At 58.4% G+C, this 23,474-nt stretch carries 26 protein-coding genes and 1 pseudogene; 20 read left to right on the forward strand and 7 right to left on the reverse strand.

All coding sequences use genetic code 11. The features are described from left to right. Positions 1-47: 47 nt before the first annotated feature. Positions 48-1,337 (reverse strand): OprD family porin, encoded by a 1,290-nt coding sequence (locus tag HU764_RS15920; protein WP_186703465.1) that lies wholly within the window; start codon positions 1,335-1,337, stop codon positions 48-50. A gap of 359 nt (positions 1,338-1,696) precedes the next feature. On the opposite strand from HU764_RS15920, the gene HU764_RS15925 reads away from it, so the two are divergent. The 3 genes from HU764_RS15925 (at position 1,697) to HU764_RS15935 (ending at position 3,143) form a co-directional block, all read left to right on the forward strand. After that, complete coding sequence (locus HU764_RS15925) at positions 1,697-2,056, forward strand: histone-like nucleoid-structuring protein, MvaT/MvaU family (protein WP_027593725.1); 360 nt, start codon at positions 1,697-1,699, stop codon at positions 2,054-2,056. Between the two features lie 221 nt (positions 2,057-2,277). After that, positions 2,278-2,805: a lactoylglutathione lyase gene (gene gloA, locus HU764_RS15930; RefSeq protein WP_186680490.1), complete on the forward strand. Its 528-nt coding sequence runs from the start codon at positions 2,278-2,280 to the stop codon at positions 2,803-2,805. A gap of 95 nt (positions 2,806-2,900) precedes the next feature. Continuing rightward, positions 2,901-3,143: a hypothetical protein gene (locus HU764_RS15935; RefSeq protein WP_099429788.1), complete on the forward strand. Its 243-nt coding sequence runs from the start codon at positions 2,901-2,903 to the stop codon at positions 3,141-3,143. Positions 3,144-3,259: 116 nt separating this feature from the next. On the opposite strand, the gene HU764_RS15940 is transcribed toward HU764_RS15935, so the two are convergent. Beyond that, positions 3,260-4,084: a shikimate 5-dehydrogenase gene (locus HU764_RS15940; protein WP_186703466.1), complete on the reverse strand. Its 825-nt coding sequence runs from the start codon at positions 4,082-4,084 to the stop codon at positions 3,260-3,262. A 161-nt stretch (positions 4,085-4,245) separates the two neighbouring features. Between HU764_RS15940 and HU764_RS15945 the strand changes: the two genes are divergently transcribed. The 3 genes from HU764_RS15945 to HU764_RS15955 all read left to right on the forward strand — a co-directional run bounded on the left by HU764_RS15945 (position 4,246) and on the right by HU764_RS15955 (position 6,512). Next, the gene (locus HU764_RS15945; RefSeq protein ID WP_027593729.1) at positions 4,246-4,593 is read left to right on the forward strand and encodes a hypothetical protein; all 348 of its coding nucleotides are present in this window, start codon (positions 4,246-4,248) and stop codon (positions 4,591-4,593) included. A gap of 94 nt (positions 4,594-4,687) precedes the next feature. After that, the gene (locus HU764_RS15950) at positions 4,688-4,870 is read left to right on the forward strand and encodes a hypothetical protein (RefSeq protein ID WP_027593730.1); all 183 of its coding nucleotides are present in this window, start codon (positions 4,688-4,690) and stop codon (positions 4,868-4,870) included. 793 nt (positions 4,871-5,663) lie between these two features. Next, on the forward strand, positions 5,664-6,512 hold the full coding sequence (locus tag HU764_RS15955; RefSeq protein WP_063912471.1) for a hypothetical protein: 849 nt from the start codon (positions 5,664-5,666) through the stop codon (positions 6,510-6,512). Positions 6,513-6,558: 46 nt separating this feature from the next. On the opposite strand, the gene HU764_RS15960 is transcribed toward HU764_RS15955, so the two are convergent. Further along, the gene (locus tag HU764_RS15960) at positions 6,559-6,762 is read right to left on the reverse strand and encodes a hypothetical protein (protein ID WP_225935663.1); all 204 of its coding nucleotides are present in this window, start codon (positions 6,760-6,762) and stop codon (positions 6,559-6,561) included. A gap of 60 nt (positions 6,763-6,822) precedes the next feature. On the opposite strand from HU764_RS15960, the gene HU764_RS15965 reads away from it, so the two are divergent. The 3 genes from HU764_RS15965 (at position 6,823) to HU764_RS15975 (ending at position 9,047) form a co-directional block, all read left to right on the forward strand. After that, positions 6,823-7,275 carry a hypothetical protein gene (locus HU764_RS15965; RefSeq protein ID WP_179053003.1) on the forward strand — a complete coding sequence of 151 codons (453 nt, stop codon included), beginning with the start codon at positions 6,823-6,825 and terminating at the stop codon, positions 7,273-7,275. Positions 7,276-7,493: 218 nt separating this feature from the next. Further along, positions 7,494-8,234, forward strand: coding sequence for a FliH/SctL family protein (locus tag HU764_RS15970; protein ID WP_186703467.1), 741 nt, complete (start codon positions 7,494-7,496; stop codon positions 8,232-8,234). 528 nt (positions 8,235-8,762) lie between these two features. Next, complete coding sequence (locus tag HU764_RS15975; RefSeq protein ID WP_186703468.1) at positions 8,763-9,047, forward strand: hypothetical protein; 285 nt, start codon at positions 8,763-8,765, stop codon at positions 9,045-9,047. 543 nt (positions 9,048-9,590) lie between these two features. Here HU764_RS15975 and HU764_RS15980 read toward each other — a convergent pair. Next, positions 9,591-12,026, reverse strand: coding sequence for a TonB-dependent siderophore receptor (locus HU764_RS15980; RefSeq protein ID WP_225935664.1), 2,436 nt, complete (start codon positions 12,024-12,026; stop codon positions 9,591-9,593). A 186-nt stretch (positions 12,027-12,212) separates the two neighbouring features. Between HU764_RS15980 and HU764_RS15985 the strand changes: the two genes are divergently transcribed. From HU764_RS15985 to pbpG, 9 genes are all read left to right on the forward strand, one after another. After that, positions 12,213-12,728, forward strand: coding sequence for a sigma-70 family RNA polymerase sigma factor (locus HU764_RS15985; RefSeq protein WP_186703469.1), 516 nt, complete (start codon positions 12,213-12,215; stop codon positions 12,726-12,728). Continuing rightward, the gene (locus HU764_RS15990) at positions 12,722-13,672 is read left to right on the forward strand and encodes a FecR domain-containing protein (protein ID WP_189662446.1); all 951 of its coding nucleotides are present in this window, start codon (positions 12,722-12,724) and stop codon (positions 13,670-13,672) included. The genes HU764_RS15985 and HU764_RS15990 overlap by 7 nt, the downstream gene beginning before the upstream one ends. 377 nt (positions 13,673-14,049) lie before the next feature. Beyond that, positions 14,050-14,292, forward strand: a complete 243-nt coding sequence (locus HU764_RS15995) for a hypothetical protein (protein ID WP_186703470.1) — start codon at positions 14,050-14,052, stop codon at positions 14,290-14,292. Between the two features lie 196 nt (positions 14,293-14,488). Further along, positions 14,489-14,836, forward strand: coding sequence for a hypothetical protein (locus HU764_RS16000; RefSeq protein ID WP_338109075.1), 348 nt, complete (start codon positions 14,489-14,491; stop codon positions 14,834-14,836). A 46-nt stretch (positions 14,837-14,882) separates the two neighbouring features. Beyond that, positions 14,883-15,677, forward strand: a complete 795-nt coding sequence (locus HU764_RS16005; protein ID WP_186703471.1) for a DNA-methyltransferase — start codon at positions 14,883-14,885, stop codon at positions 15,675-15,677. Positions 15,678-15,728: 51 nt separating this feature from the next. After that, the gene (locus tag HU764_RS16010) at positions 15,729-16,226 is read left to right on the forward strand and encodes a hypothetical protein (protein ID WP_186703472.1); all 498 of its coding nucleotides are present in this window, start codon (positions 15,729-15,731) and stop codon (positions 16,224-16,226) included. A 37-nt stretch (positions 16,227-16,263) separates the two neighbouring features. Beyond that, on the forward strand, positions 16,264-16,608 hold the full coding sequence (locus tag HU764_RS27980) for a hypothetical protein (RefSeq protein WP_338109076.1): 345 nt from the start codon (positions 16,264-16,266) through the stop codon (positions 16,606-16,608). Continuing rightward, positions 16,509-17,642: a tyrosine-type recombinase/integrase gene (locus HU764_RS16015; RefSeq protein WP_338109085.1), complete on the forward strand. Its 1,134-nt coding sequence runs from the start codon at positions 16,509-16,511 to the stop codon at positions 17,640-17,642. The genes HU764_RS27980 and HU764_RS16015 overlap by 100 nt, the downstream gene beginning before the upstream one ends. A 131-nt stretch (positions 17,643-17,773) precedes the next feature. After that, positions 17,774-18,697, forward strand: coding sequence for a D-alanyl-D-alanine endopeptidase (pbpG, locus tag HU764_RS16020; protein WP_027593731.1), 924 nt, complete (start codon positions 17,774-17,776; stop codon positions 18,695-18,697). Positions 18,698-18,732: 35 nt separating this feature from the next. Here pbpG and HU764_RS16025 read toward each other — a convergent pair whose 3' ends face one another. Then, a complete protein-coding gene (locus HU764_RS16025) occupies positions 18,733-20,586 on the reverse strand; it encodes a DUF3857 domain-containing transglutaminase family protein (protein WP_186703474.1) in 1,854 nt (617 codons plus the stop codon). A gap of 97 nt (positions 20,587-20,683) precedes the next feature. Further along, a complete protein-coding gene (locus HU764_RS16030; RefSeq protein ID WP_027593733.1) occupies positions 20,684-21,163 on the reverse strand; it encodes a cysteine hydrolase family protein in 480 nt (159 codons plus the stop codon). Positions 21,164-21,427: 264 nt separating this feature from the next. Between HU764_RS16030 and HU764_RS27985 the strand changes: the two are divergent. Continuing rightward, a pseudogene (locus HU764_RS27985) lies at positions 21,428-21,523 on the forward strand (L(+)-tartrate dehydratase subunit alpha); the annotation flags it as partial. Further along, the gene (gene ttdB, locus HU764_RS16040; protein WP_186703475.1) at positions 21,520-22,128 is read left to right on the forward strand and encodes a L(+)-tartrate dehydratase subunit beta; all 609 of its coding nucleotides are present in this window, start codon (positions 21,520-21,522) and stop codon (positions 22,126-22,128) included. The pseudogene HU764_RS27985 and the gene ttdB, both read left to right, overlap by 4 nt. Positions 22,129-22,272: 144 nt before the next feature. On the opposite strand, the gene HU764_RS16045 is transcribed toward ttdB, so the two are convergent. Continuing rightward, complete coding sequence (locus HU764_RS16045; protein ID WP_099429798.1) at positions 22,273-23,337, reverse strand: sigma-54 interaction domain-containing protein; 1,065 nt, start codon at positions 23,335-23,337, stop codon at positions 22,273-22,275. Positions 23,338-23,474: the final 137 nt, after the last annotated feature.

The raw sequence follows: 23,474 nt of genomic DNA on the forward strand, positions 1-23,474 counted from the left end.
CAGTCAGCCATTGTCGATCAGCCACTCACGCTTGGCAAAGCGCCCCGTCAGAAGATGGAAAAGTTGTAACTTACAATGACGCGAGTCTCATCCATATCTCGCGCCCACTTCTCATAGTTGCTGCGGTAGGTGGAATTACGCAGGCGCACACTGACGTCTTTGAACGTGCCACTTTGCACCTGGTACTTGAACTCGGTGTCGCGTTCCCATTCCTTGCCTTCGGCCGTACTGCCCGGGACTTTGATGTGGTCGCCATTGATGTAACGGGTGAAGAAGGTCAGGCCGGGCACACCCAGTGCCTTGAAGTCATAGTCGTAGCGCAACTGCCAGGAACGCTCCTGGGCGGCGGCAAAGTCGTTGACCTGGGCGTAGTTGACCAGATACGGGTTGCTGCCATCCAAGTAAGGCATGGCGCTTTCGCCGTACATGCGCTGCCAGCCGGCGCTGACCTTATGGCCGCCCAGGCTGTAGCCGAGCATGCCACTGAAGGCGCGGTGGTCGATGTCGCCGGCGCGGGCATTGCCGATGTCGTCGCTCTTGATCACGCGCAGGTCGGCCGACAGGCTGCCTACCGCCAGCGGCTGGCTGGCCACCAGACCGAGGAAGTGCTGGCGATAGATGTTTTCAAGCTTGGCCACTTGATACTGAGCGCTGACGCGGTCATTGAAACGGTAATCGAGGCCTGCCAGGTCGAAGTGGTCGGCTTCGATGTCGCAGGCATAGCGCTTGTTCTTGCAGTGCACGCGAATGTCCTGGCGATCGGTGGAATCACGCGCGGTGTATTTGTCCAGGCGGGCCAGGGTGAACTTCAGGTCGCGCACTTCTTCGGAGGTGAGCATCGCGCCATGGAACATCGTCGGCAACAAGCGCCCATCGTTGTACTTGAGCAACGGTACATCCGGCATCATCGAGCCATACTTGAGCACGGTGCTGGACACCTTGACCTTGGCCGCCAAGCCCATCTTCGCGTATTGATCAGCCGAGTGCCGTGGATCATGGCCAGACGACGGCAACAGGCCGCTGTTACTGTCCGCAGGGCTGGAGTCGAGTTTGAAACCGACCATGCCCAGCGCATCCACGCCAAACCCTACCGGCCCTTGGGTGTAACCCGACTGAACATTGAGAATAAAGCCTTGCGCCCACTCTTCGCGCTTGGACGCGCCCTGGCTGGAACTGCTATAGCCGTCACGGAAATCCCGGTTGAAGTAGACATTGCGCGCTTCAACCTTGGCGCTGCTGTCTTCAAGAAAACCGGCGGCCTGGGCATTGACGCCGGCACACAAAAGGAACAGGCCGACAACACGGCGCCCAGGGGCGTGAGGGAGGGGGGCAAACATGCGAGGAAATATCCAGAAAGAAAGGCGAAAAACAACCTGCAGCAAACACCTGCTGCGGTACTGCGACACGCTCGAACAGTCGCCGAGCATCATCTGAAAGGATCGCTCAAAGGCTCTATTCCGGGCTATTGGACCTTGGTCTAGAGCCAGTCGCCAGCCCCGTCGAAGTCGTCAAAAACTGGCGCATGAAAAACCTGTAAAGTTCCGTGCTTACTTATAAAAAGTTTGCAGTTTACCCAGTAGCGATGAATGACTACACTCGATATCAGCGAACAGCGGAACCCACCCCGTGGCCGGCGTTTTGTTCTTCTTCAATGTTCGTCACGCCCTGCCACGAAAGACGTACAGGAGTGATTACAGTGTCCAGACTTGCAGAGTTTCGAGCTGCCGAAAAAGCGCTTCAGGAACAAATGGCTCAACTGGAAGCGCTGAAAAAGGATGCCGGCCTCAAACGCGAAATCGAATTCGAGCAGAAACTAGTCGGCCTGATGAAAAGCTATGACAAGGGTCTGCGCGATATCATCGCCATCCTCGACCCCAAGGCTGCCACCCGCCCTACTGCCGCAGCCCCCAAACAACAGCGCCGCCCACGCGTGGTCAAGGTCTATGAAAACCCGCACACGGGCGAGCTGATCGAGACCAAAGGCGGCAACCATCGCGGGCTGAAAGCCTGGAAAGAAGAGTACGGCGCTGCCACCGTTGAAAGCTGGGTACGCTGATGAAACGTCCACATGGACTTCACACTTTTTTCACAAGCGCTGGCTCAGTATCGAGACAGCTAAAGGACTAGCGACCCCACGCGCCCGCACATGCGGGCCTCTAATTCAAGCGCCCTGCCTCGTGCAGGGCGCTTTCATTTGCGCAATCGCTTCACTGCCGTATCATGGCCAGCCTGTCTGTTTTGCCGGTGCCGCGCACCGGCCCCGTCTCAGGAGTTCCCATGAGCCTGCACGATCTGCAAACCCTGCCTGGCGTCACCGCGCAGCCGGACGCCGCCACCTCCAAGTTCGTCTTCAACCACACCATGCTGCGGGTCAAGGACATCGAGAAGTCGCTGGACTTCTACACCCGTGTTCTGGGCTTCCGCCTGGTGGACAAGCGCGACTTCCCGGAAGCCGCCTTCAGCCTGTACTTCCTGGCCCTGGTCGACCCGGCACAGATCCCTGCCGATGACGCCGAGCGCCATCAGTGGATGAAGTCGATCCCAGGCGTTCTGGAGCTGACCCACAACCACGGCACCGAAAACGACGCCGATTTTGCCTACCACAACGGCAACACCGACCCACGCGGTTTCGGCCATATCTGCGTTTCGGTGCCGGACGTGCGTGAGGCCTGCGCGCGCTTCGAAGCACTCGACGTGCCCTTCCAGAAACGCCTGGCAGATGGCCGCATGAACCACCTGGCCTTCGTCAAGGACCCGGACGGTTACTGGATCGAAGTGATCCAGCCGACCGAACTCAAGGGCTGAGGCACACCGCTATTCGCTCGTCGGGCCGGGAACTCCCGGCCCCTTGCTGTGGTATATGAAGGTAACCGCTTCATAAGCACAGCGAGGTAAGGACGATGCAATCTCTTCACTGTGAGCACCGCAAGTACACCATCACCGCCAGTGTGATGCCCCACCCCGACTCCCCCCTGCCCTATGCCGCCGGCTGCCTGATCACCGACCCTGAAGGGCACACCAGCAAGCGCATCTCGATGCCGATGAAATTCTTCTCAGACCTTGAGAATGCCCAGCATGTGTCGCTGGCCCATGGCCGTGCGCTGGTGGATGAACAGCTGGACAAGGGGCACAAAGCCTTCTGATTGACGCAACATAGCGCGCCCCTCCTGTAGGAGCAGCCTTGCGCTGCGAAGAGGCCGGTGCAGCGATCAGAGATTGATGATCCTTGTACCGGCCTCTTCGCAGCACAAGGCTGCTCCTACAGAGGGTCGCGCGCGTATGCGACGGCTGCTTCTACTTGCTCACGCGTAGGGCGCACGCCGGTATACAGCACGAACTGCTCCAGCGCCTGCAGCGCAATCACCTCTAGGCCCGTGATCACTGGCTTGCCCAATGCCTGGGCCCGGCGAATCAGCGGCGTCTGCGCCGGCATCGCCACCACATCGAACACCCGCTCGGCCGCCGCAATGGCCTGCTCGCTAAAGGCCAGCGCGTTGGCCTCCTGCCCGCCAGCCATGCCGATCGGCGTCACGTTTATCAGCATCGGCGGGCACAGGTCGCCGAGCTCAGCCACCCAGCGATAACCACAAACATCCGCCAGTTGCCGCCCCGCCTGTTCATTGCGCGCGACGATCGTGCCCTGGGTAAAGCCCGCGTCACGCAAGGCACTCGCCACCGCCTTGGCCATGCCACCACTGCCGCGCAGAGCAAACGCAGTCGTCGGGTCGACCCCGTGTTGCGCCAGCAACTGCCGCACCGCCAGGTAATCAGTGTTGTAGGCCTTCAGGTGGCCACCGGTATTGACCAGGGTATTGACCGACTCGATTGCCGCAGCGGACGGGTCCACCTCGTCGACCAAGGCCATGCAAGCTTCCTTGTAAGGCATCGACACCCCGCACCCACGAATACCCAAGGCACGAATGCCTGCGACCGCCGCGGGCAGGTCGTCTGTGCTCATGGCCTTGTAGTAGTAGTCCAGCCCCAACTGTTGGTAGAGGTGGTTGTGGAAACGCACGCCGAAGGTGCCAGGCCGCCCGGCCAGGGAGATGCACAGCACTGTGTCTCTGCTGGGAGTTGTCGACATAACCTGCTCCATTTTCAGAACTGAATCGTTTGTTCAGCGTATCAGACGCAGCCGCTTGTCGTCCCTTACACAACCTTTACCGTTTCCCTGTGCTCAGCTGACAGAGGCAGGAGTCATAGTAATAGGGCCCCATCTGTGGGGTTGCCCTGCGAGGACGCTTTATGAACCGTCACATTCCCGTAATCGCCCTGCTGGTCGGTGCCCTGGCCATCAGCGGACAAGCTGCTGCCCATGGTGGCCATGGCGGTGGCGGTGGTTGGTATGGACCCGGCCCGCTGTTAGGCGCGGCGGTGGTCGGTGCCGTGGTGGGGGCAACGGTTTATGGCGGTCGTGATCGCACCGTGTATGTGGAGCGCCAGCCAGTCTATTACGCGCCGCAGCCGGTCTACGTACAGCCGCCGCCGCAGCCGGTGTACTACCAGCCCTACTATGCACCGGCCCCGCCGCCACCGGGCTATCGCCCTTATTACGGCCCGCCCCCGGTGTACTACGGGCCACCCCGTTGGTGACCGTTGATAAAACCAATGATCACTATCAACTCAGTTAATTTCAAACCGCTGCGGCCGCTGCGTAAGGTAGGGCCATGTTTTACAGGAGGTCCACATGGCCACTATCCAGATCATGTCCGTCGTCGGCAGCGCCGTCCCCCCTTCACTGCGTCAGCAAGGCCTGCTGGCCTGCTGGTACTTGGTGCGTAACGGTGAACCCGTGAGCGGCCCCTTGGCGACCCGAGCCTCGGCTCAAGCCCTGGCCGACCAGCTGCAGCCAGATACCCTGGTCGCTTGACAGTATTTGTTGTGCGTTGCTCCCTACCTTATGGCCCGCCGCTTGGCGGGTCTTTTTTTGCCCGTGTGATCCGACGAGCGGAGGCGGCAGAACCGATCCAGCATGAAGCTTTTTTCATTTCGCCGGGTCGCTTCAACGAGCAATCGACAGCACTTCGACCATACTCCACAGATGTTTTTTGGGGTTTGGCGAGTTTTCGAAAGTGAGGAAAGCCCGTATTTACGGGCCTTCCAGCCCATACCGCCACACTGCATCCCACTGGAAAACACAGCCATTGGTACAAAAATTGGTACGAGCTGGCTGTACGCACATACAGCGGTTTTCCGCCACCAGTCCTCATCCCTTGCCGCCAACATCACCATGCAGTTTTTCAGGGGTTTTTGGCGGTGCTAAAAGGTTGATTTTATTGGGCGAAACGCCCCTCCGCCCCCCTTCTTCCCCCATCAGTGGTATCAAAATTGGTATCACCTGGTAGCTGTCGCTGACTGTCCGCTTTCGACCCTTTGCAGCCATTCGAGGTACCAAACCAAGAGCGACTCAAGAATCACATCCGCACGTGAGCGATTGTCATTGCTCTTGACCCGTCGTTGCCCCCCCCTAAAATAGCGATCCCAAATCAAGGAACGATTTCATGATCACCTGTCATGTCCTGTACATCATCGACCCCTATCAGGACTTCGAAGCGTTGTTGCCGTGGAACTTTAAGCCAGTAATGCCACGGTAAACTAAGACCTCACCTTGAAGGCAGGTGGGGTTGATAAATTGGTTCGATTTTCAAAGTAAGGACACAAGCATGACCAAGTACAAACTCATCCTGCTCCTGCTGGCGACTGCGGGAATGGCGGGCTGTGTAACCACCGAGCAGATGCCGGACGGGACCACCAAGATTCGCTTTTCGGACGAGGCTGTCAATTCGCTGACCTCGATGATGCCTAATGCCCTTGTCACCGGGGTTGCGGGTGGTGCAGGTGGGGGGGCGGTCAACCTTATCCCCACTATAAGCCCGCTGGGGACCGGTGAGCCACTGTACCTCAATGGGCAGTTCGAGCTGCAATGCGCATCCGCTTTGCTTTACAGCGCAAAGTCTGGTCGGCCGCTGGAGGCGCAGATTAGTAATAAATGCCGCTCCAGCTACTTCTTGCGCCAGGAGCAGCTCAGGATGGCGGGCAAGCCCTATGATCGAGGGGCGCCAGCTTATGAGCCGTCCAATCCGCCAAATGAATACTGGGCCAAAGTGGTGGGTCGTACGGTAAGCCAGTTGGCGGCTACGGATAAGTTCACTGCGCGGTTTGCCGGGTATCCGCGGATCGAGAACGGTGGCGGTATCACGATTGCCGTACGTTTGCTGGGGGAAACCCAAGGGACTTACGCTGCATTGGCGACCACGCCAGCGCGTACGCCGGTTGTTCTGGATGATGCGCAGTTCGAGCTGGGGATGCGCCAGCGTGCGGCTAGTGTCAGCAACCAGGTCGTGGATGCTATCGCGTGCGATGCGGTGCTTGCATACAGCAAGACCGTGGACAAGGGGCCTAGGCCATCGAGCATTTATGCCAGTGCATACACGCGGTATGAGGTGTTGTTCACGGTTGCATCCATGGGGTGCAAGGACAGCACCCGGCAGTTCAAGACTGCTTCGCGATAGCGCGTGAATTCACCTGCTTGTGTCGGTTTTGTGCCTGCATTTCTGGCTAGGGGTTCATGTTCCAGATGTCGTCTGCGGCTGACTCGATGATCCCTGTGGTGGGTATATCGGCAGCGTTCAGCCAGTCTTGGCTGACGTCAGCCTGCTGTGCGGCACGTTCGTGGGCAAACTCGCGAGCCAGGATGGAGCCCTCGACCGACGTTACGAGCGCTGGATAAGCCTGGCCACACTCGCCCAGCAAGGGCTGCATGTGTTCAACTGCACTTTGTCGGCATTCATTTTCATGAGCTGAACTGCTCTGGAGCCCTTCATGCAAGATGATGAAAATACCTGCCACGACTTAGGTGCCGAGATGGAATTGCCGGATGGCGTTTTCCCGCCGATGTCTGGCTATACCCACGAAGATCTGTCTGCGGTTGCCCAGATTGCTACCCAGGCTTTCCTGGAAACACAGGGCGTTGATCCTGGCCTGATTCACGAAACCATGATTTCACTGGTCTCTCATCTGTACGCCAAGTTCGAAGAGCAGGGTGTCGAGTTCCAGATCGCGACGTGGTATCAGAAACCGTATGACAACCTGGACAGGCGTAAGCGCAGCGTCACCAGCATGGCTGAAGAGTTCGGGGTGCTTGCACTGCATGCCTCGGCGGACGCTTTGCGAGGATCGCCACTCATGACCAGGGGGCGTGAGTTCTGGGAACCACTCATCGACCAGGCCGGGTTTGCAATACGTGATCACATTCTGAAGTTGAATGCGGACTGATCCGACGTATGTTCATAGGGAAATGGCATGAATGATTCATTGCACGTCACGGTGCACTTTGATGGTACTGGCAGCAACAAGGACATGGCCAGCCCAAGGCTACCCACACCAATGTTGCTCGATTCCGAGCGCTGTACGACGCTGACATTCAGCCGCCACCCTGTGCCAGACTTCGCCGGTGGGCATGCTAACGACAGGTGGATCATAGGAGGTGGCAGATGGATCACAACTGGGGTGCGGGCAGGCGCGGTGGCGGCCTGGATGGCGGTTATACCGGGTCGCTGGACCATGCGATCTCCAACTTGCATGTCGGGCGCAGCCAGGGGCAGCGAGAAGGGCGCAAGGAGGGCTTCGATGAAGGGCATTCCCACGGCTACTCGCAAGGCTGGGATGCGGGAGCGGCGTGCGCCAATGAAAAATTGGAGCCGCTGAGGGGGCATCTACGGCAGTATTTCGAGGAGGCAGTGCAGCTCAGGGCCGTTGTAGAGCGTCAGGAGACAATGATTGAACTGATGTACCAACAACTCTCCCAAGTCGCGAAAGCGGGCGGGCGCGCCGAGGGCGGACAGACGACTGGAATGTCAAAAGCGTTTGAGGCGTTGCAGAGCACCAATGACCTGTTGCAGGCAAGGGTTGAGGTCATGGATGAGCATTATGCAGCAGCGCTCGAGCAATCCAGGCTTCGAGACCAGCAGTACAAGCGCAGCTTGGTGTTCATGCAGGCAGTGCAAGGGGTTCTTGAAGAACTTGTCGCCAACGATACCCCCGAGGCACTGCACATCCGGCAGCGTTTTGTTGAGCGTTACCAGGATCAGGTTGCCCAGGGTTTACGAGGCGGGGATATCCAGATTGCCCCGGAACTGGACGAGGTGTTCCAGAAACTATTGCCCGAAACCCAGCGATTCATTTTAAGGATGCAGCATTCCGTCGCCCCGGGGCAGGATGCTGACGGCCCCTAACCAATGCTTTAGGCCCTCAGGCAGGGGCAGCACTTATCGAGGGTCTTCGGGCGCCTGACACGTGCCTTCTATCACGCCGTGCCGCGGCGTGGAGAAATTACAGCTCTCGCCTTCATGGCGACTGGCGCACGAACGCTAGGCAGAGACTGGCTGTCGACGCTCCCAATACAACACCTTGATGCGATTGCGAGCTTTATTGAGGAAGACGAACAGTAGGGCAGGCAGTTGTTGGTGATTTGGTGCTGTATTGTAGCCTCTGTTGAATGTCCGCAATGGGTCGAAAGCAGTCGTTCGTAGAGGCCGATCAAGCCTGGTCACAGGTGCGGTCCTGGTGTAGGTTCTGCTCAGCGGTTTTCAAGACCGTGGGCTAAGTGCCCAAACCATGCGGCATCAGCTCCGAAATCGATTCCAAAACAAAGACGAAACGGCACGGCTACAGGCCGCATACAGCAAGGGTCGCCGTTTCAGTTTTGGAATCGATTTGTGCGTCGCTAGAATCGCGTTTTCCGAAGCTGCAGGAAGCTCCCCATGGACATGAAGGCACTCAAGCTATTTCTCCTACCGTGGCTACACAGGGACACCTGGCACACCCGACACCCTAACGACGAAGAACGCTTTCACCAGGCCTTGCGCGCGACCTTCAAAGAGCTTGGCTATTCGATCGTCTACGAGCAGTTTTATGACGCCATTCGAGACGTCATCGCCGAGCGCACACCTCGACACGAGCTGTTCAAAGGAAAAGAGATCCAGCACTTCGCTCGGCGTGCAGAAGTTATCGGATCATACCTATTCGACGTGCGAACGTTACGGTAGCGCTGCAGAGGCTGGCTCGCAGTTTCGAGACCTAAAACAGACCTTTTCCCGGATTTGCAATCCGGTACAAGAATTGCCACCTCACGCGGCCTAGGCGGAAATATCAGTTCCGAAACGAATCGAGATTTACCGGGCTGTAACCCGCATTCTACAAGGGTCGCCCTTTCTGTTTTGGAACTGATTTTGGACCCCTTTCGCCCGCCTGCAGCGCTGTACAAAGCGCCTAAGACAACCTCAGCACTGGCTCGACCTAACTTCGGATCGCCCCCCTCCAAGAGCCCTGGCTGACGTCTACCGCCAACATCACCATGCAGTTTTTCAGGGGTTTTTGGCGGTGCTAAAAGGTTGATTTTATTGGGCGAAACGCCCCTCCGCCCCCCTTCTTCCCCCATCAGTGGTATCAAAATTGGTATCACCTGGTAGCTGTCGCTGACTGTCCGCTTTCGACCCATAGCAGCCACTCGCATAGGGTGGTAGGTCCATGTTCAGTGCATATTTGTAATCTCGCCGCAAACCACATTGCTGCGGCGAGACCAGATCTTTTCAGTTTTCGTACCGCAGCGTCACGGCGAAGTTGCGTGGTTCGCCGTAGTAATTGCCCAGGTTCGAGTTATAGATGGCGGAGTAATAATGCTTGTCGAACACGTTGTTCAGGTTCAGCTGCGCGCTCAGGTTTTTGTTGATCTGGTAATTAGCGTTCAGATCGACGAGGTTGTACGCTCCCTGCTCCACATTACCTAGATAGACCTTGCTCTGATGATAGAGGCTACCACCTACACGCCAATCGCCCAGCTCGCCGGGCAAACGATAATTGGTCGCAAGTTTAACCAACCGGCGCGGGGAGGTTTCGGTGGCGTAGTCGGTACCTTTACGGGTTCCGCCAATATATTCAGGGTGGCTGTAGGTGTATCCGAGCACGGCGTTCCAACCGGGGAGAACTTCTCCAGAAGCCTCTACCTCAAATCCTCGGTTGCGGACCTTGCCGCCCTCCTCGTAACACGTTGAGCTACGTCCTGGCCCGCAGATACGTGGTGCGCCAACAACCGCTTGGGGTAAGTGGCTTTGGTCAACCTGGAATACCGCCACAGACGTATTGAGCAGCCCGTCGTAGAACTCGTTCTTGAGGCCGATTTCGTAGTTGCTGCCGGTGATGGGGTTGAGCAGTTTGTTGTTGATGTCGTAGTTGCTTTGAACCTGATAAATCTCGGTGTAGCTGGCGTAAACCGAGGCATCGTCAGTGAGGTCATAGACGACGCCAGCATAGGGTATGACTTTTCCATTTTCCTTGAAACGGTCTTCATAGTCAGAAGACGTGTAGTCAACCCAGCTGAAACGGCTGCCCAAGATCACATGCAGATCATCGCTGGGGTTCAGTCGGGTGGCGGCATAAAGCCCTTTGTCCTTGCGTACGTTGCGGTACTGGATACGCTCGTAGCTGTAGGTGGGCGAAGCCACTTGTGAAGGGGAAAAATCAAGAATATCGACCACGCTTGGGTTGTTGTTGTAGCGCGACTCGTTGATGAACCGGTCTTTGCGCGCGTTAGCGCCGAACACCAGTTCGTGGCGCTGACCGAGCAGGTAGAATGCACCGTTCAGCGCGGCATCAAGGCTGATTTGTTCGTCGTCGTATTTTGTATCGTTGGTGGCCAGCCGGAACTGGTCGTTACCAATGTTGTTGCCGTAGAGCCCGAGAAAATCGGCATTCGACCACATGAAGTTAGTATTGACGGTCAGTTTCCAGTCATCATTGAACGCATGCTTGATGTCAGCAAATACCGTGCGATTGATTTTGTTCAGATGTGCCCAGCTTGGCGCAAAAGAAGCCGAACGCGACAGTGGATAGAAGCGGCCATTGAGTTGAGTAGGCAAGCCGCCCCAGTCATAACCGCCGTGATAATCCTTCTGCAACACGGTCCCAAGGCTTACCGTCGTATCTTCGCTCAAGTCGGCTTCGCCAATGGCGTAGAACAACTGGTTTTCTTTGTCGGCACGGTCTACAAAACTATTGCCGGCATCGTATAGCAGTACGGTCCTGCCCCGCAGCGTGCCCTGTTCGTTCAAAGGCCCACTCACGTCGATCTGGCTGTGGTAATGATCCCAGGAGCCGCCGCCGATTTCTGCTTTGAGCTTATAGGTATCCGTTGGCCGCTTACGCACCAAGTTGATGGCCGCCGAAGGGTTTCCCGCACCCTGCATCAGGCCGTTGGCGCCGCGCACAAACTCTACCCGGTCGTAGATGGCCATGTTGTTAACAGAGGTCACGTCCATCGAGTAGCTTTCGGAAATGCTAGTCGGTACGCCGTCGTATTGCAGGTCGTTGACCTGGAAACCCCGGGAGAAATAGCGTGATCGTTCGGTACCGAAATCCTTGGTTGTATTGATACCCGTGGCAGCCCTGGCAACGTCTTCGAGGGACTGCATGTTTTGATCATCCATTTGCTGACGCGTGACGACACTGACTGACTGCGGTGTTTCTCGCAGCGAGAGGCTCATCTTCGTTGCTGTGTTGGTGCTACCGGTCGTATAGGATCTCGACCCTTCGGTGATGGCGCCCAGCCCCGAGCTTGTTACGTTGGTCACGCCCAATTGCATTGAGCCCGACGGAGTGGCCGGCAATACCACGTAGCTGTTACCCCCACCAGCGACCGCCTGCAATCCAGAACCGCTCAGCAAGACTGAAAAGCCCTGATCGATGCTGTAACGGCCGTTGATGCCCCGGCTTTGCTTACCTTCGGTAAGCCCGTTGTCAAACGACAAGACAACGCCTGCTTCGGTCGCAAAGCGGTTCAATACGGTAGCCAGCGATCCGGCCTCGATAGCAAACTCCTGCTGATGCTGCGTACGAGCTGTTTCTTGGCTTTCGGCAGCACGGGTAAGCGCTGGAGTGGCCATCAACACCGATACACCAAACATGACAAGGTACAGCGCGCTTTGGGTGTTCAATTTGGCGGTGAACATGCCAGGAAGGGGATGCTGCATGCTTTCTCCTAATGCGGTTGTCGGCGTTTTATGAGGTATCTGCAAAAGGAGTCGCGCTGCCGGGGGCAAAGTGACAACGCGTTTTGAAAATTTTTTGGCTCCGTTGTTTTGGCCCGAAAGTCGATTGCCCTAAGGCTACCATTTTACTATATTGCGATTAATTCTTATTCTCTGCTTGGCACCGACATGTCGTCTGGCAACCCTATCGCGACGCTCTACAACGACCATCAACCCTGGCTGATAAGCTGGCTGCGCAAGCGCACCGGGTGTTCGCAAGCGGCGGCCGACTTTGCCCAAGACACCTTTGTACGCGTGTTACTCGCCGAGCGCCGTGAACCCCTGGCGGCCACGCTCAATGAGCCACGTCATTTCCTGGTAACCATCGCCAAGCGGGTAATGATCGACAGTTTTCGCCGCCAGTCAGTAGAGCGTGCCTATCTCGAAGTGCTCGCAGCACAACCTGAGTCGTTCGAAGTCTCGGCCGAGGAACGACTTGCCCTGCTTCAGACACTTCTGGAGCTGGATCGCATGCTTGACGGACTGGGCGTGAAGGCGAAAACGGCGTTTCTGATGTCGCAGGTGCAAGGGCTTACTTACCCTCAAATTGCGGAACAACTACAGGTGTCCGCCAGCTCAGTCACCAAATACATGGCCCGAGCCACCGAACGTTGCCTCTTGTATTTCGTGCACAATCCATGGTGACCAACGACGCCCAGCGCCAAGCGCTTCGCCATGCTGCGCAGTGGTTCGCGCAACTGTCCGCGAGCCCTGATGACCCGGCACTGCGCGCACAGTGGCAACGTTGGCACTGCCGAAGTGCGGAGCATGAGTGGGCATGGCAGCAGTTGACCGAATTGCAGGCACGCCTTGGCCGCATGCCGCAGCAATTGACTTGGGACGTCATGGAAAAGTCCACCCTGCGCGAAAGCGGCCCAAATCGCCGCACCCTTCTCAAAGGGCTGCTGCTGGGTGCCGGGGCGAGTTCATTGGCATGGCAGGGATATGGCATTGTGCCAAAATGGATGGCCGACGTTAAAACCCGCATCGGTGAACAGCGCCAAGAGGTACTTGCTGACGGAACCTTGCTGGTGCTCGATACCGATACTGCGCTGGATGTTGTCTTCGACGCCAGCACCCGCCTGCTGATTCTTCGGGCCGGGGAAATTCATGTCACTACAGGCAAAGACTCCCGCCCGTTCCTGGTACGCAGTGCCCAAGGTGAGCTGCGCGCTTTGGGCACTCGTTTCGCCGTGCGCCAGCTCGACGGGCTGACGCGTCTTAGCGTCTACGAGCATGCCGTGGCGGTACGTCCTGAGCAGGCTGACGATGTGGTCGTGATCGAGCAAGGACAATCAGTGACTTTTGATCGTCAGAGACTGAGGGGCTCGCAGGCGTTGAAAAGAGGCGAAGAGGCCTGGGCCCAGGGGCGGCTGGAAGTGGAAGGCTGGAGGCTGGACATACTGATCGATGAGTTGCAGCGCTATTGCCCCGGCTATCTTGGCTGCGCGCCCGAGGTCAGCCATTTGCGGGTGTCGGGTTCGTATTCGCTTGGTAATATTGAGCTGACATTGAACACTATCGCCCGTTCGTTGCCAATCCGAATCCAGCAACTTACCCGTTACTGGACGCGCATCCTGCCGGCTTGATGATTCGCGACTTTGAAAGGTCGTGCCTCATACGATCATCGGTTCTCATGGTTCGCTCTTGGCCCCAACTCTTTTCCATGAATGACTGCAATGGGTCGAAAGCAGTCGTTCGTAGAGGCCGATCAAGCCTGGTCACAGGTGCGGTCCTGGTGTAGGTTCTGCTCAGCGGTTTTCAAGACCGTGGTACAAACGCCCAACCCTTACGGCGCCAGCGGCGAAATCGATTCCAAAACAATGACGAAACGGCACGGCTACAGGCCGCATACTGCAAGGGTCGCCGTTTCAGTTTTGGAACCGATTTTCGATGACAACTATGGTGCGCACTACCAGCAGATGCTACGTTCTTGCCACCCTTCGCAGCTCAAGGAGAGCAAGAAATGTGGAAGAAAAAACTGAAGCTGAATGGTGGCGACACCCTGCATTCGGGCCGGCATTACCAGAAGGGGTCCATGGCTGAAGAAGACGTGTACGAGTACACAATTCTCAATGCCCAAGGCGAAGTGGTTGGCTGGGTAGAGCGCCGCGATGAAACTGACTACAAGGGCACTCAGCGGCAGTCGCTCGTGCAGCGGGATGCAAACCGAAACATCGTTGTAGATGAGCATTGGGGGCGCGACTAGTTTTTCATCCAGTACTGCGGCAGTAGTGTGAGAATCGACCCTCAGGCCGCGCCGTTAGCGGCCTACACCTTCGAACTGTCTAATATGGTTCTGCGAGTTAGGACGACTTTCGACCAATAGAATCGAGTTGTTTTCGAGCTGTTTTAGACACCAATTCCCCTCCTCCGGCGTCCTGCCGAGTGGCCCAGCTAATCCAGTGTGGGCGCAACCTTCCCTACTCACTGATCGACTGTTCTGCGGCGACGAGACCCATCGAACCCTGGCTACAGGCGTCGAATCTCTGCTGACCGAAATCCAGGCCCTGCGCAAGGAGGCCGAGCGCAGCAAGCGCATGCTGCTGGATGCCTGCGTCTCCATCGGCAGCATTGGCGAAGCCCTCGGCCTGGATATGGACGCCGACGCCGACATGATGATCGGCACAGCCCGCGATCTGATCGATGGACTGAACCGCATCATCAAGGAATGCCCACTTGGTAGCCCTGGCTTTGCCATCGCCACCGAGGTGATGGGAGAGCTTGGGGTCCAGCAGGAGACCCAACCATGATCCTGCCCCTGATGTACATGGCCTACCTGATCTACAGGGGGCCGCGATGAGCGAAGTCAGCCTGTACCAAGGCGACTGCCTGGAGGTAATGAGGTCGATCCCAGATGCCAGCGTCGACCTGGTGCTGGCTGATCTGCCCTACGGCACTACGCAGTGTGCCTGGGATGCGGTGATCCCATTCGCCCCCCTCTGGGAGCAGTACTTGAGAATCGCCAAGCCAGAGGCGGCCATCGTCCTCTGCGCAGCCCAGCCGTTCAGCTCGCTGGTGGTCGCCAGCAACCCCCGAGACTACCGCTACGAGTGGATCTGGGAGAAGGGCAACGCCACCGGCTTCCTCAATGCGAAAAAGCAGCCTCTGCGGGCGCACGAAAGCGCCCAGGTCTTCTACCGGCGCCAGCCGGTGTACAACCCGCAGATGACAACCGGCCACGAGCGGCGCACGGCGAAGCGGAAGACGGTCAACTCGGAGTGTTACGGCAAGGCCCTGTCGCTCACCGAGTATGACTCGACGGACCGGCACCCGCGCTCTGTTCAATTCTTCTCGAGCGACAAGCAGACGGCAAACTTCCACCCAACCCAAAAGCCAGTCAGCTGGATGCGCTTCCTGATCGCCACCTACACCAATCCTGGCCAGATGGTGCTCGACAACACAATGGGCAGCGGCACGACCGGCGTTGCCTGCGTCCAGCTGGGCCGACGTTTCATCGGCATCGAGAAAGACACCGACGAACATGGTAACCCGCTTGGGTACATCGATGTTGCCCAGCAGCGCATCGCCGAGGCAATCAGCATCCGCGACACCCCGGCAGCGCAAATCGAACTGTTCGAAGCTCGAGCCTAACCCCTCCCCCTACTGCTCAAGCCCGCCAACGTGCGCGGGCGAGGATGACCTATGTCCGCAACAGAACGCTTCCACAACACAGCGAACGACTGCCTGGAGCGCCTGGCCGCCGACCTCTGGCCCGATGCCAAGTTGGCCCTGGTGATCTACACCGCCGGCAAGCCAGAGCTCGACATTGTGCTCAAGGACAGCGGCCTCAACGTCGACGAGGTCGTGAGCACTCTGCGCCGTCGCGGCGGCCTGGGGCTAGATGGCGAGAACATCTATAAGCGCCTGCTCTGTGACGCAATCCTCGGAGCCATGGTTTTCGGCAAGCAGAACAGCAACCCTCCGCCTGCTGGGCATTGGGGTCAGGAGTTCTGGCACATCGGCCGAGCCGAGGGAGCCCTGCAGGAAGAGCTGGTGCACGCGCTGCGCCTAGTTCGCAAAGAGCTGGATTCCTGCCAGCGAGTGATTCACTACGCCGGCGGCTTCAATCCGGCCTACGTCAACGACGCCCAGGCCGCTATCAAAGTGGCTGACGCCGTGCTCAAGAAGATCCCCGCCTGACCACCAACCTGCCGCCATCGGCGGCGTGGAGACCATTATGCAAAACGAAGATCGCCAGCCGGTGGCCTATGTATCCGACAAGGTCCCTGAGGAGAAGATGGCAGAGCTGGTCGGAACGACCAAGCGCGCATTGGAAGGTAAGCGAAGCCGCGGCGTGATCCCCGAGGGGGTCTGGAAGAAGATCGACGGCCGGATTTTTTACAGCATCAGGAGATATGAAGCGTGGCTGGAAGGAAGCTGGGGCTACCCACTGGAGTCGAACTCATCGGTAAATCCATCCGGATCCGTTTTACTTGGAACGGTGAGCGTCGGTCCGAAACTCTCGCGCATCCCCAAACCGCCAAGGGGATCAAAGCGGCAGCCGATTTACGCGCTCAAGTAATCAGCCTTGCCAAACACGGGGTGCTGGACGAGAAGCGGTATGCCGAGCTATTCCCCACGTCCAGCTATCTCGCGCATGTGAATGAAATCATGTTCGGCGAGTACGCCCAGACCTGGCTAAACAGCCTGGAAGTAGTGCACGACCCCCGTGTCAACTACAAGGGGTTAATGAACAACTATTGGATGCCCCATCTGGCAACGCTGCCGATCAAGGCAGTTACACCGATGGTGCTGAGGGAGGTAGTCGCAAAGACCCAGTGGAAGAGTTCGACAGTCAAACGCGCCGCTATCGCCAGGGTAAAGGCGATGTTCCGAGCAGCAGTGTATGACGAGGTAGTAGACAGGAACCCGGCTGCTGCAATCCAACTGCCTCAGAAGAACAAGAAGCAGGTGGACCCGTTCACGGTGGAAGAAGCTGATGCTCTGATCGCGTGGATGTATGCGAACTTCTCCCGATGCAACCAGGTGTTCGCCGCGTTCTATGAGTTTGCCTTCTACACTGGCATGCGCACTGGAGAGGTCATGGCGCTGCGTTGGGACGAGATTGACTTCGACAAGAGGACGGCACACGTCTGCCGGATCGTGGTGGAAAAGCAAGTGGTCGAACGAACAAAGACGAAGTACACCCGAACCGTGATGCTCAACAGTCGAGCTTTGGGCGCCCTGGCCAAGGCAAAGGAGATCGCACACTATCGATCCAGACAGAAGCGCCGAGTCTCTACAGAGTCATCCTACGTCTTTCAGCCTTCCGGCTCATCGCCGTACATGAAGGGCACTGATACTCCCGGGGTACACTTCAATGAGGCTATCGCGGCATTGAAGCTTCCTGCGCGTCCTCAGTACAACTGCAGGCACACATATGCCACGATGTGCCTCATGTCTGGGATGAACCCTGCCTTCATCGCGGGGCAGCTCGGGCACTCGGTCCAGGTGCTGTTGACGACGTACGCAAAGTGGCTGAATTCAGCCAACGATTGGTCCGAATTGGCCAAGCTTGAACAGCAGGTAATTGGTACAGAATTGGTACAGGATTAAATTTCGTTCACGTTACGCCCTTTAGTCATAAGGCATTCGACACGGTTTAGGCCATACTCCACAATGCAGCGGTTTTTTGGGGGAAAACCCTTGCACAGCCAACGACATACCAACTTTTAGTGAGCCTCAACGTGAAAACATCCCTGTCCATCCTCAGCCTGCTGCTGTTGCTCACAGGTACCGCGACCCTCCCGTCGACTGCTGCTGCACAACCCCCGGCCCAGGTGCAACGTGACCCGGCCAAATTGCACTTGGCTTCGGGCAGCGCCTTGCTGATCGACCTGAACACCAATCAGGAACTGTATGCCAGCCACGCCGACCGCGTGGTGCCCATTGCCTCGGTGACCAAACTGATGACGGCGATGGTGGTGCTGGACGCCAAGCTGCCCATGGATGAAATGCTCACCATGACCATCGCCAACAACCCGGAGATGAAGGGTGTGTATTCGCGGGTGCGCCTGGGCAGCCAGCTGAACCGCCGCGAGACCTTGCTGATTACCCTGATGTCGTCGGAAAACCGTGCGGCCAACAGCCTGGCCAACCACTACCCCGGCGGTTACCCGGCGTTCATCAAGGCCATGAACGCCAAAGCCCGCAGCCTGGGCATGGCGCACACCCGCTATGTCGAGCCGACTGGCCTGTCGACGCAGAACGTGTCCAGCGCCCGCGACCTGTCCAAGCTGTTGATGGCGTCGCGCAAGTACCCGATGCTGAGCGAACTGTCGACCACCCGCGAGAAGACCGTGGCCTTCCGCGCGCCCAACTACACCTTGGGCTTCCGTAACACCGACCACCTGGTGAACAAGAGCAACTGGGACATCAAGCTGACCAAGACCGGCTTCACCAACGAGGCTGGCCACTGCCTGGTGCTGCTGACCCGCATGGACAACCGCCCGGTGGCCATGGTGATCCTCGATGCCTTCGGCAAGTACACCCACTTCGCCGATGCCAGCCGCATGCGTCAGTGGCTGGAAACCGGTGCAGCCAAGCCTGCGCCAGCAGTGGCCATGCAGTACAAGGCTGACCGGGTGAAGGGGCGCTTGGCGGCCGAGTAAGCCAGGCGCGTTGCTGTTGGCGTACGACCTGGGGGCTAGCTCGCTTGCACGATGATCTGGCTCTGCAGGTCCTTGACCATCGCCTCGAGCGTCGGCTTCATGGCGGCAAAATCCTCGGGTGAACACACCACGTTCGGGCGGCTGAACTTGAAGTGCCGCTCGATCACCACCGCATTCCCCTCCTGGGCGTAACGCGCGCTGTATTCCACATTGGCGTCTTGCAGACGCACCTGTTTGGGGATCGCCAGCACGCTGACCTCCGATGGGAATTCGAAGCGCGATGTTTCCACGGTGTCGTTGGAAATGCACACGAAGTGCTGGCTGCGTTCCTTCTCCATGGCAAAGCTGTAGACGTTCTGCGAGATGCCCCCTGCCAGACTGCTCAAGGCCACCACCCCCACCGGCCCGGGCAGGTTGACGAGGTTTTCCGTGCGCCCATCAACGGTGCTGACAAACTCGCCAGTGGCGCTCGGCGGGCGTACCTCGAACGTGCCGCTGCCGCGCTGCCCATAGGCGCCGAGCACTTTTTCGACGAGCAGTTCACGGTCGGCCGGCTTCATCGATTTAACCCCATAACGGCTGACCTCGCTGGCCCAGCCTTGCACGGTGGCAACGTTGGTGAAATCCGCCGCTCCCTTGCCGTTGACCTTGAACTTCAGGTCGCTGGATACCTTGTTGAGCTGGATGGCCGGGGTACGCCCGAACTCGCCTGTGGCAGTCAGCAGCACGCGCTTGTTCAATGTGCCCAGCGGCAGGTAGCCTGCGGCAATCGAAGGGTCGGTGGAGTCCAAATACAGGTCCAGGCTCGGCACGTAGGTGATCACGTGGTTCAACACCCCCAGCGCAGGGACCTTGGGAAACACATAGGCATTGCCCAGGTTGATCAAGGCCGGTGTGCTTTTGATACCCGCCGCCGCCAGCAGCGCTTCAAGCAGCGCCACATGGTCCTTGCAATCACCGTAGCGGTTTTCCAGCACGGTCTGCGCGGCATGTGGCACCACCCCGCCAGCACCGACATACACGGCGACATAGCGAATGTTCTCACGCACCCAGTCGCTGAGCGTCAGCGCCTTTTCCCGTGCGGTAGGTAAGTGGGCCGTCAGACGGTGCGCCAACTCGGTGATCGGTGCCGTGACCTCGACCTTGGCCCGTGCCTGATAGGCCTCGGCGAACTGTTTGAAATCGGTGAAGGTCGAGACGGCCAGATAATGCCCGTAGTCCAGGTAGGACACCGCACTGGCCTCGATCCGCGCCCGGTCCGCCGGCACGTAGTCCCAGCGGTAGACCGTGCGCCCGGGTGCAGCCGCCGGCATCGACGCCTTGAAGCTGCGCGCGTCCGCTTGCAGGGGCATGTCCTCGGGCATGTCGTAGGTCAGCGTGAACTGCTCGACCGGGTGGAATTCCGGCACGGTGATGTCTTCGAACTGCCCCGGGAACAGCGGCGTGAATCGGTTGCGCTGGTAATGCAGAACCAGGCGATCCCCCACCGCAACTTCAGGGAAGATGATGACCTTGTTGACGCTGTCCTGAAACATCGGCGCCTGCGCAGACGCCTGCTCTTGCTGTTCCTTGATGTGCGCGGCATCCACCCGCACTTTGCGCCCATCGGGCTTTTGCGTGTAGGCCTCGATCACTTCCAGGGTTTCCAGCGAGCGGTTGAAGCTCACCGGCTGCTGGGCGCGGGCCTTGATGGCGCGTTCGTCATTGATCAGCAAGACACTGTCGACGTCCAGGCGGTGGCTGCCATCCTTCTGCACGACAAAGGTCTGCTCGACCTTTTCCAAGGTCACGGAGCGGTCAGTGCCATCGGTGAAGGCCTGCGCCGAGCCACACCAGCTCATTGCAAGCGGCAGCAGCATAGCGCCGACAAGGTAAGACTGTTTCAGCATGGAGATCCTTCTCAATCGAGGTGTATCGAGGCTGCCATCAATCGACAATGATACTCATTGGCGTGGCAAGATGGCAAAATGATTGCACTTCCTGTGCTCACATTGCCAGCGCGGCCAGCACCTCGGCAGACGTCGTCACCTGGCGGAAGTGGTGCTTCCACAAGTCGATGCCCATCTTCCCGGACCTGTCCAGCGACGACCCTACCGTCATGTCGGTCACCAGGGTTGGCGTGAGCCCCGCATCGAACAGCGCAAAGCCTGCGGCCAGCACGCAGGTTTCGGTTTGCATGCCGCACACCAGCACCCGCTCCACGCCCAGTTGCTTGATGTATTCGAGGGTTTCGACGGTCTGCCCGTAGCCATGCTTGACGAACACCTGGTCCGCTTCGACCAGGCTCTCGTCCTCGGCTGCCGGGTGCCAGCCCAACTGACGCTGGAACGGCGTGGCCTGCTCATCGTGCAGTTCGACCGAGGCGATGGTCGGGATATTCGCCGACAACCGCCGCAAACCGTCGACCAGCCATTCGGGCGGGCTGAAAGTGGATTGAACATCGACGATGAGCAAAACCTGGCGCATTAGTGTCTCCGGCCATGGGCAAAAAGCGCCGAGTATAACGTGGTGCCAGCACTGCGGTTTGCTGAAAACAGTGCCTGCATGGCCCGCATCGAACTCGCCATTTACTGGATGGGCGATGCTGATACGGCCCAACTGGTGCGGACCAACGATACCGAGCAAGGCGAAGTCGGATGACTGCTCGCAGCTTACTCGTCTTCGCCGCTAAACTCGCCACTCTCCTTCCATGGCAGCCCGCACAATGGATTTGCACTCAACCCCACGCCGGTATCGACCGGTTGCTGGGCGCACCGCCGCGGCAAGATCCGCATCAACGCCGACCTGTCCTACGACATCCTCTCGCACGAAGGGGTAGTACTGTGAAAAAGCTCCTGACCACCCCGATCAAAGACGAAGACCTGGCCAACCTCAATGTCGGCGACGTGGTTTATCTAACCGGCCAGTTGGTGACGTGCCGCGACGTCGCGCACCGTCGGTTGATCGAGCTCAAGCGGGAGTTGCCGGTTGACTTGCGCGGTGGTGCGATCTTCCACGCTGGGCCTATCGTGCGCAAAAAAGACGATGGCAGTTTCGAGATGGTGTCCATTGGCCCGACCACCAGCATGCGCATGGAGAAGTTCGAAAAGCAGTTCATCGAGCCAACCGGCGTCAAGCTGATTATTGGTAAAGGCGGCATGGCGCCGGAAACCACCACCGGCTGCCTGGAAAACAAAGCCGTGCATGCGGTGTTCCCAGGGGGCTGTGCGGTGCTGGCTGCAACGCAGGTAGAAGAGATCGAACGTGCCGAGTGGCAAGACCTGGGGATGCCTGAAACCCTGTGGGTCAACCGGGTACGGGCGTTCGGCCCGCTGATCATTTCCATCGACACCAAGGGCAATAACCTGTTCGAACAGAACAAGGCCCGCTTCAACGCGCGCAAAGGGGCGGTGATCGAGAAGATCAACAGCCAGGTTCGCTTTATCAAATAACCGCGCCAAATCGGGGCCGCTATGCGGCCCATCGCCGGCAAGCCGGGCTCCCACCTCGACTGCACAGACCTCAAGCCATGTGCAGTACCTGTGGGAGCCAGGCTTGCCGGCGATGGGCTGCGCAGCAGCCCCGATACAGGCACCTCATGCCTTCGACAATTCGCCAATCTTCTCCAGCCGCGCCCGCACGATGTTGCGGCTGATGTTCAACAACCGCCCGGTCTGCAGCTGGTTCCCGTGGCAATACCGATACGCCGCCCGGAACACCGTCTCCTCGATGTGCTCATACAGGTTCGGCACGTTCTGCTCGAACAACGCCAACAAGGCGCTTTCAAGGTTAGGCGGCGCCGCGAGCGCGGCCGGGGCGTTGGCCTGCGTGGCATACACCTGGGCCGCACCTTGCGGCCTCATGTCCACCAAGTGTAGGTCTGCGGGCGCTACCACCTGGTAGCGGCATACCAGCAAGGCATGGTGGATCGCGTTTTCCAACTCGCGGATGTTGCCCGGCCAGCTGTGAGCCAGCAATTTGCGCTCTGCATCCGGGCTGAGCGACGCACGTTCATAACCCAGGCGCCGGCAATGCTCTTCGATGAAAAATTCTGCCAAGGGCAGGATGTCGCCGGGCCGCTCACGCAGCGGTGGCAGGCGGATGGTGGCGACGTGCAGGCGGTAGAACAGGTCTTCGCGAAAATGCCCCGCCACCACGGCGTCGGCCAGGTTGACGTTGGTCGCGGCCACCAGGCGCACGTTGATCGGGATCGGTGTACGCGAGCCCAGCCGCACGACTTCGCGCTCCTGCAGCACCCGCAGCAACTTCACCTGCATGTTCAACGGCAGGTCCCCAATCTCGTCGAGAAACAGCGTGCCGCCATTAGCCGCCTCGAACCAACCGGCCTTGTTCGAGGTGGCACCGGTGAACGCCCCTTTCTCATGGCCGAACAGTTCGCTTTCCACCAGGGTTTCGGCAAAGGCACCGCAGTTCACCGCCACGAACGGTTCGCGGCCACGGCGGCTCAGCTGATGGATGTGGCGAGCGACAAGTTCTTTGCCGGTTCCGGTTTCGCCGATGATCAGGGTATTGGCCTCGCTGGGCGCCAGGCGCTCGATACGGCTGAGCAGCTCCTGGGAGCGAGGGTCCTTGAACACAAGCACGGTGGCACGTACCGACTTGGTCAGCTCTCGGGCATTAGGGTGGGTGATCAGCGACATGGGGGCATTCCTGGCAATTGACGCGCAGCCCCATAGTGCCCGAAACAAATTAGATCAAAAAATTATTAATTAATATTTATATATTCCATTTTTAAATATCTGATATTCCAACAACCGACTGCTGCTGCAGCAGCAAC

The organism is Pseudomonas kermanshahensis, assembly GCF_014269205.2.
Classification (GTDB): domain Bacteria; phylum Pseudomonadota; class Gammaproteobacteria; order Pseudomonadales; family Pseudomonadaceae; genus Aquipseudomonas; species Aquipseudomonas kermanshahensis.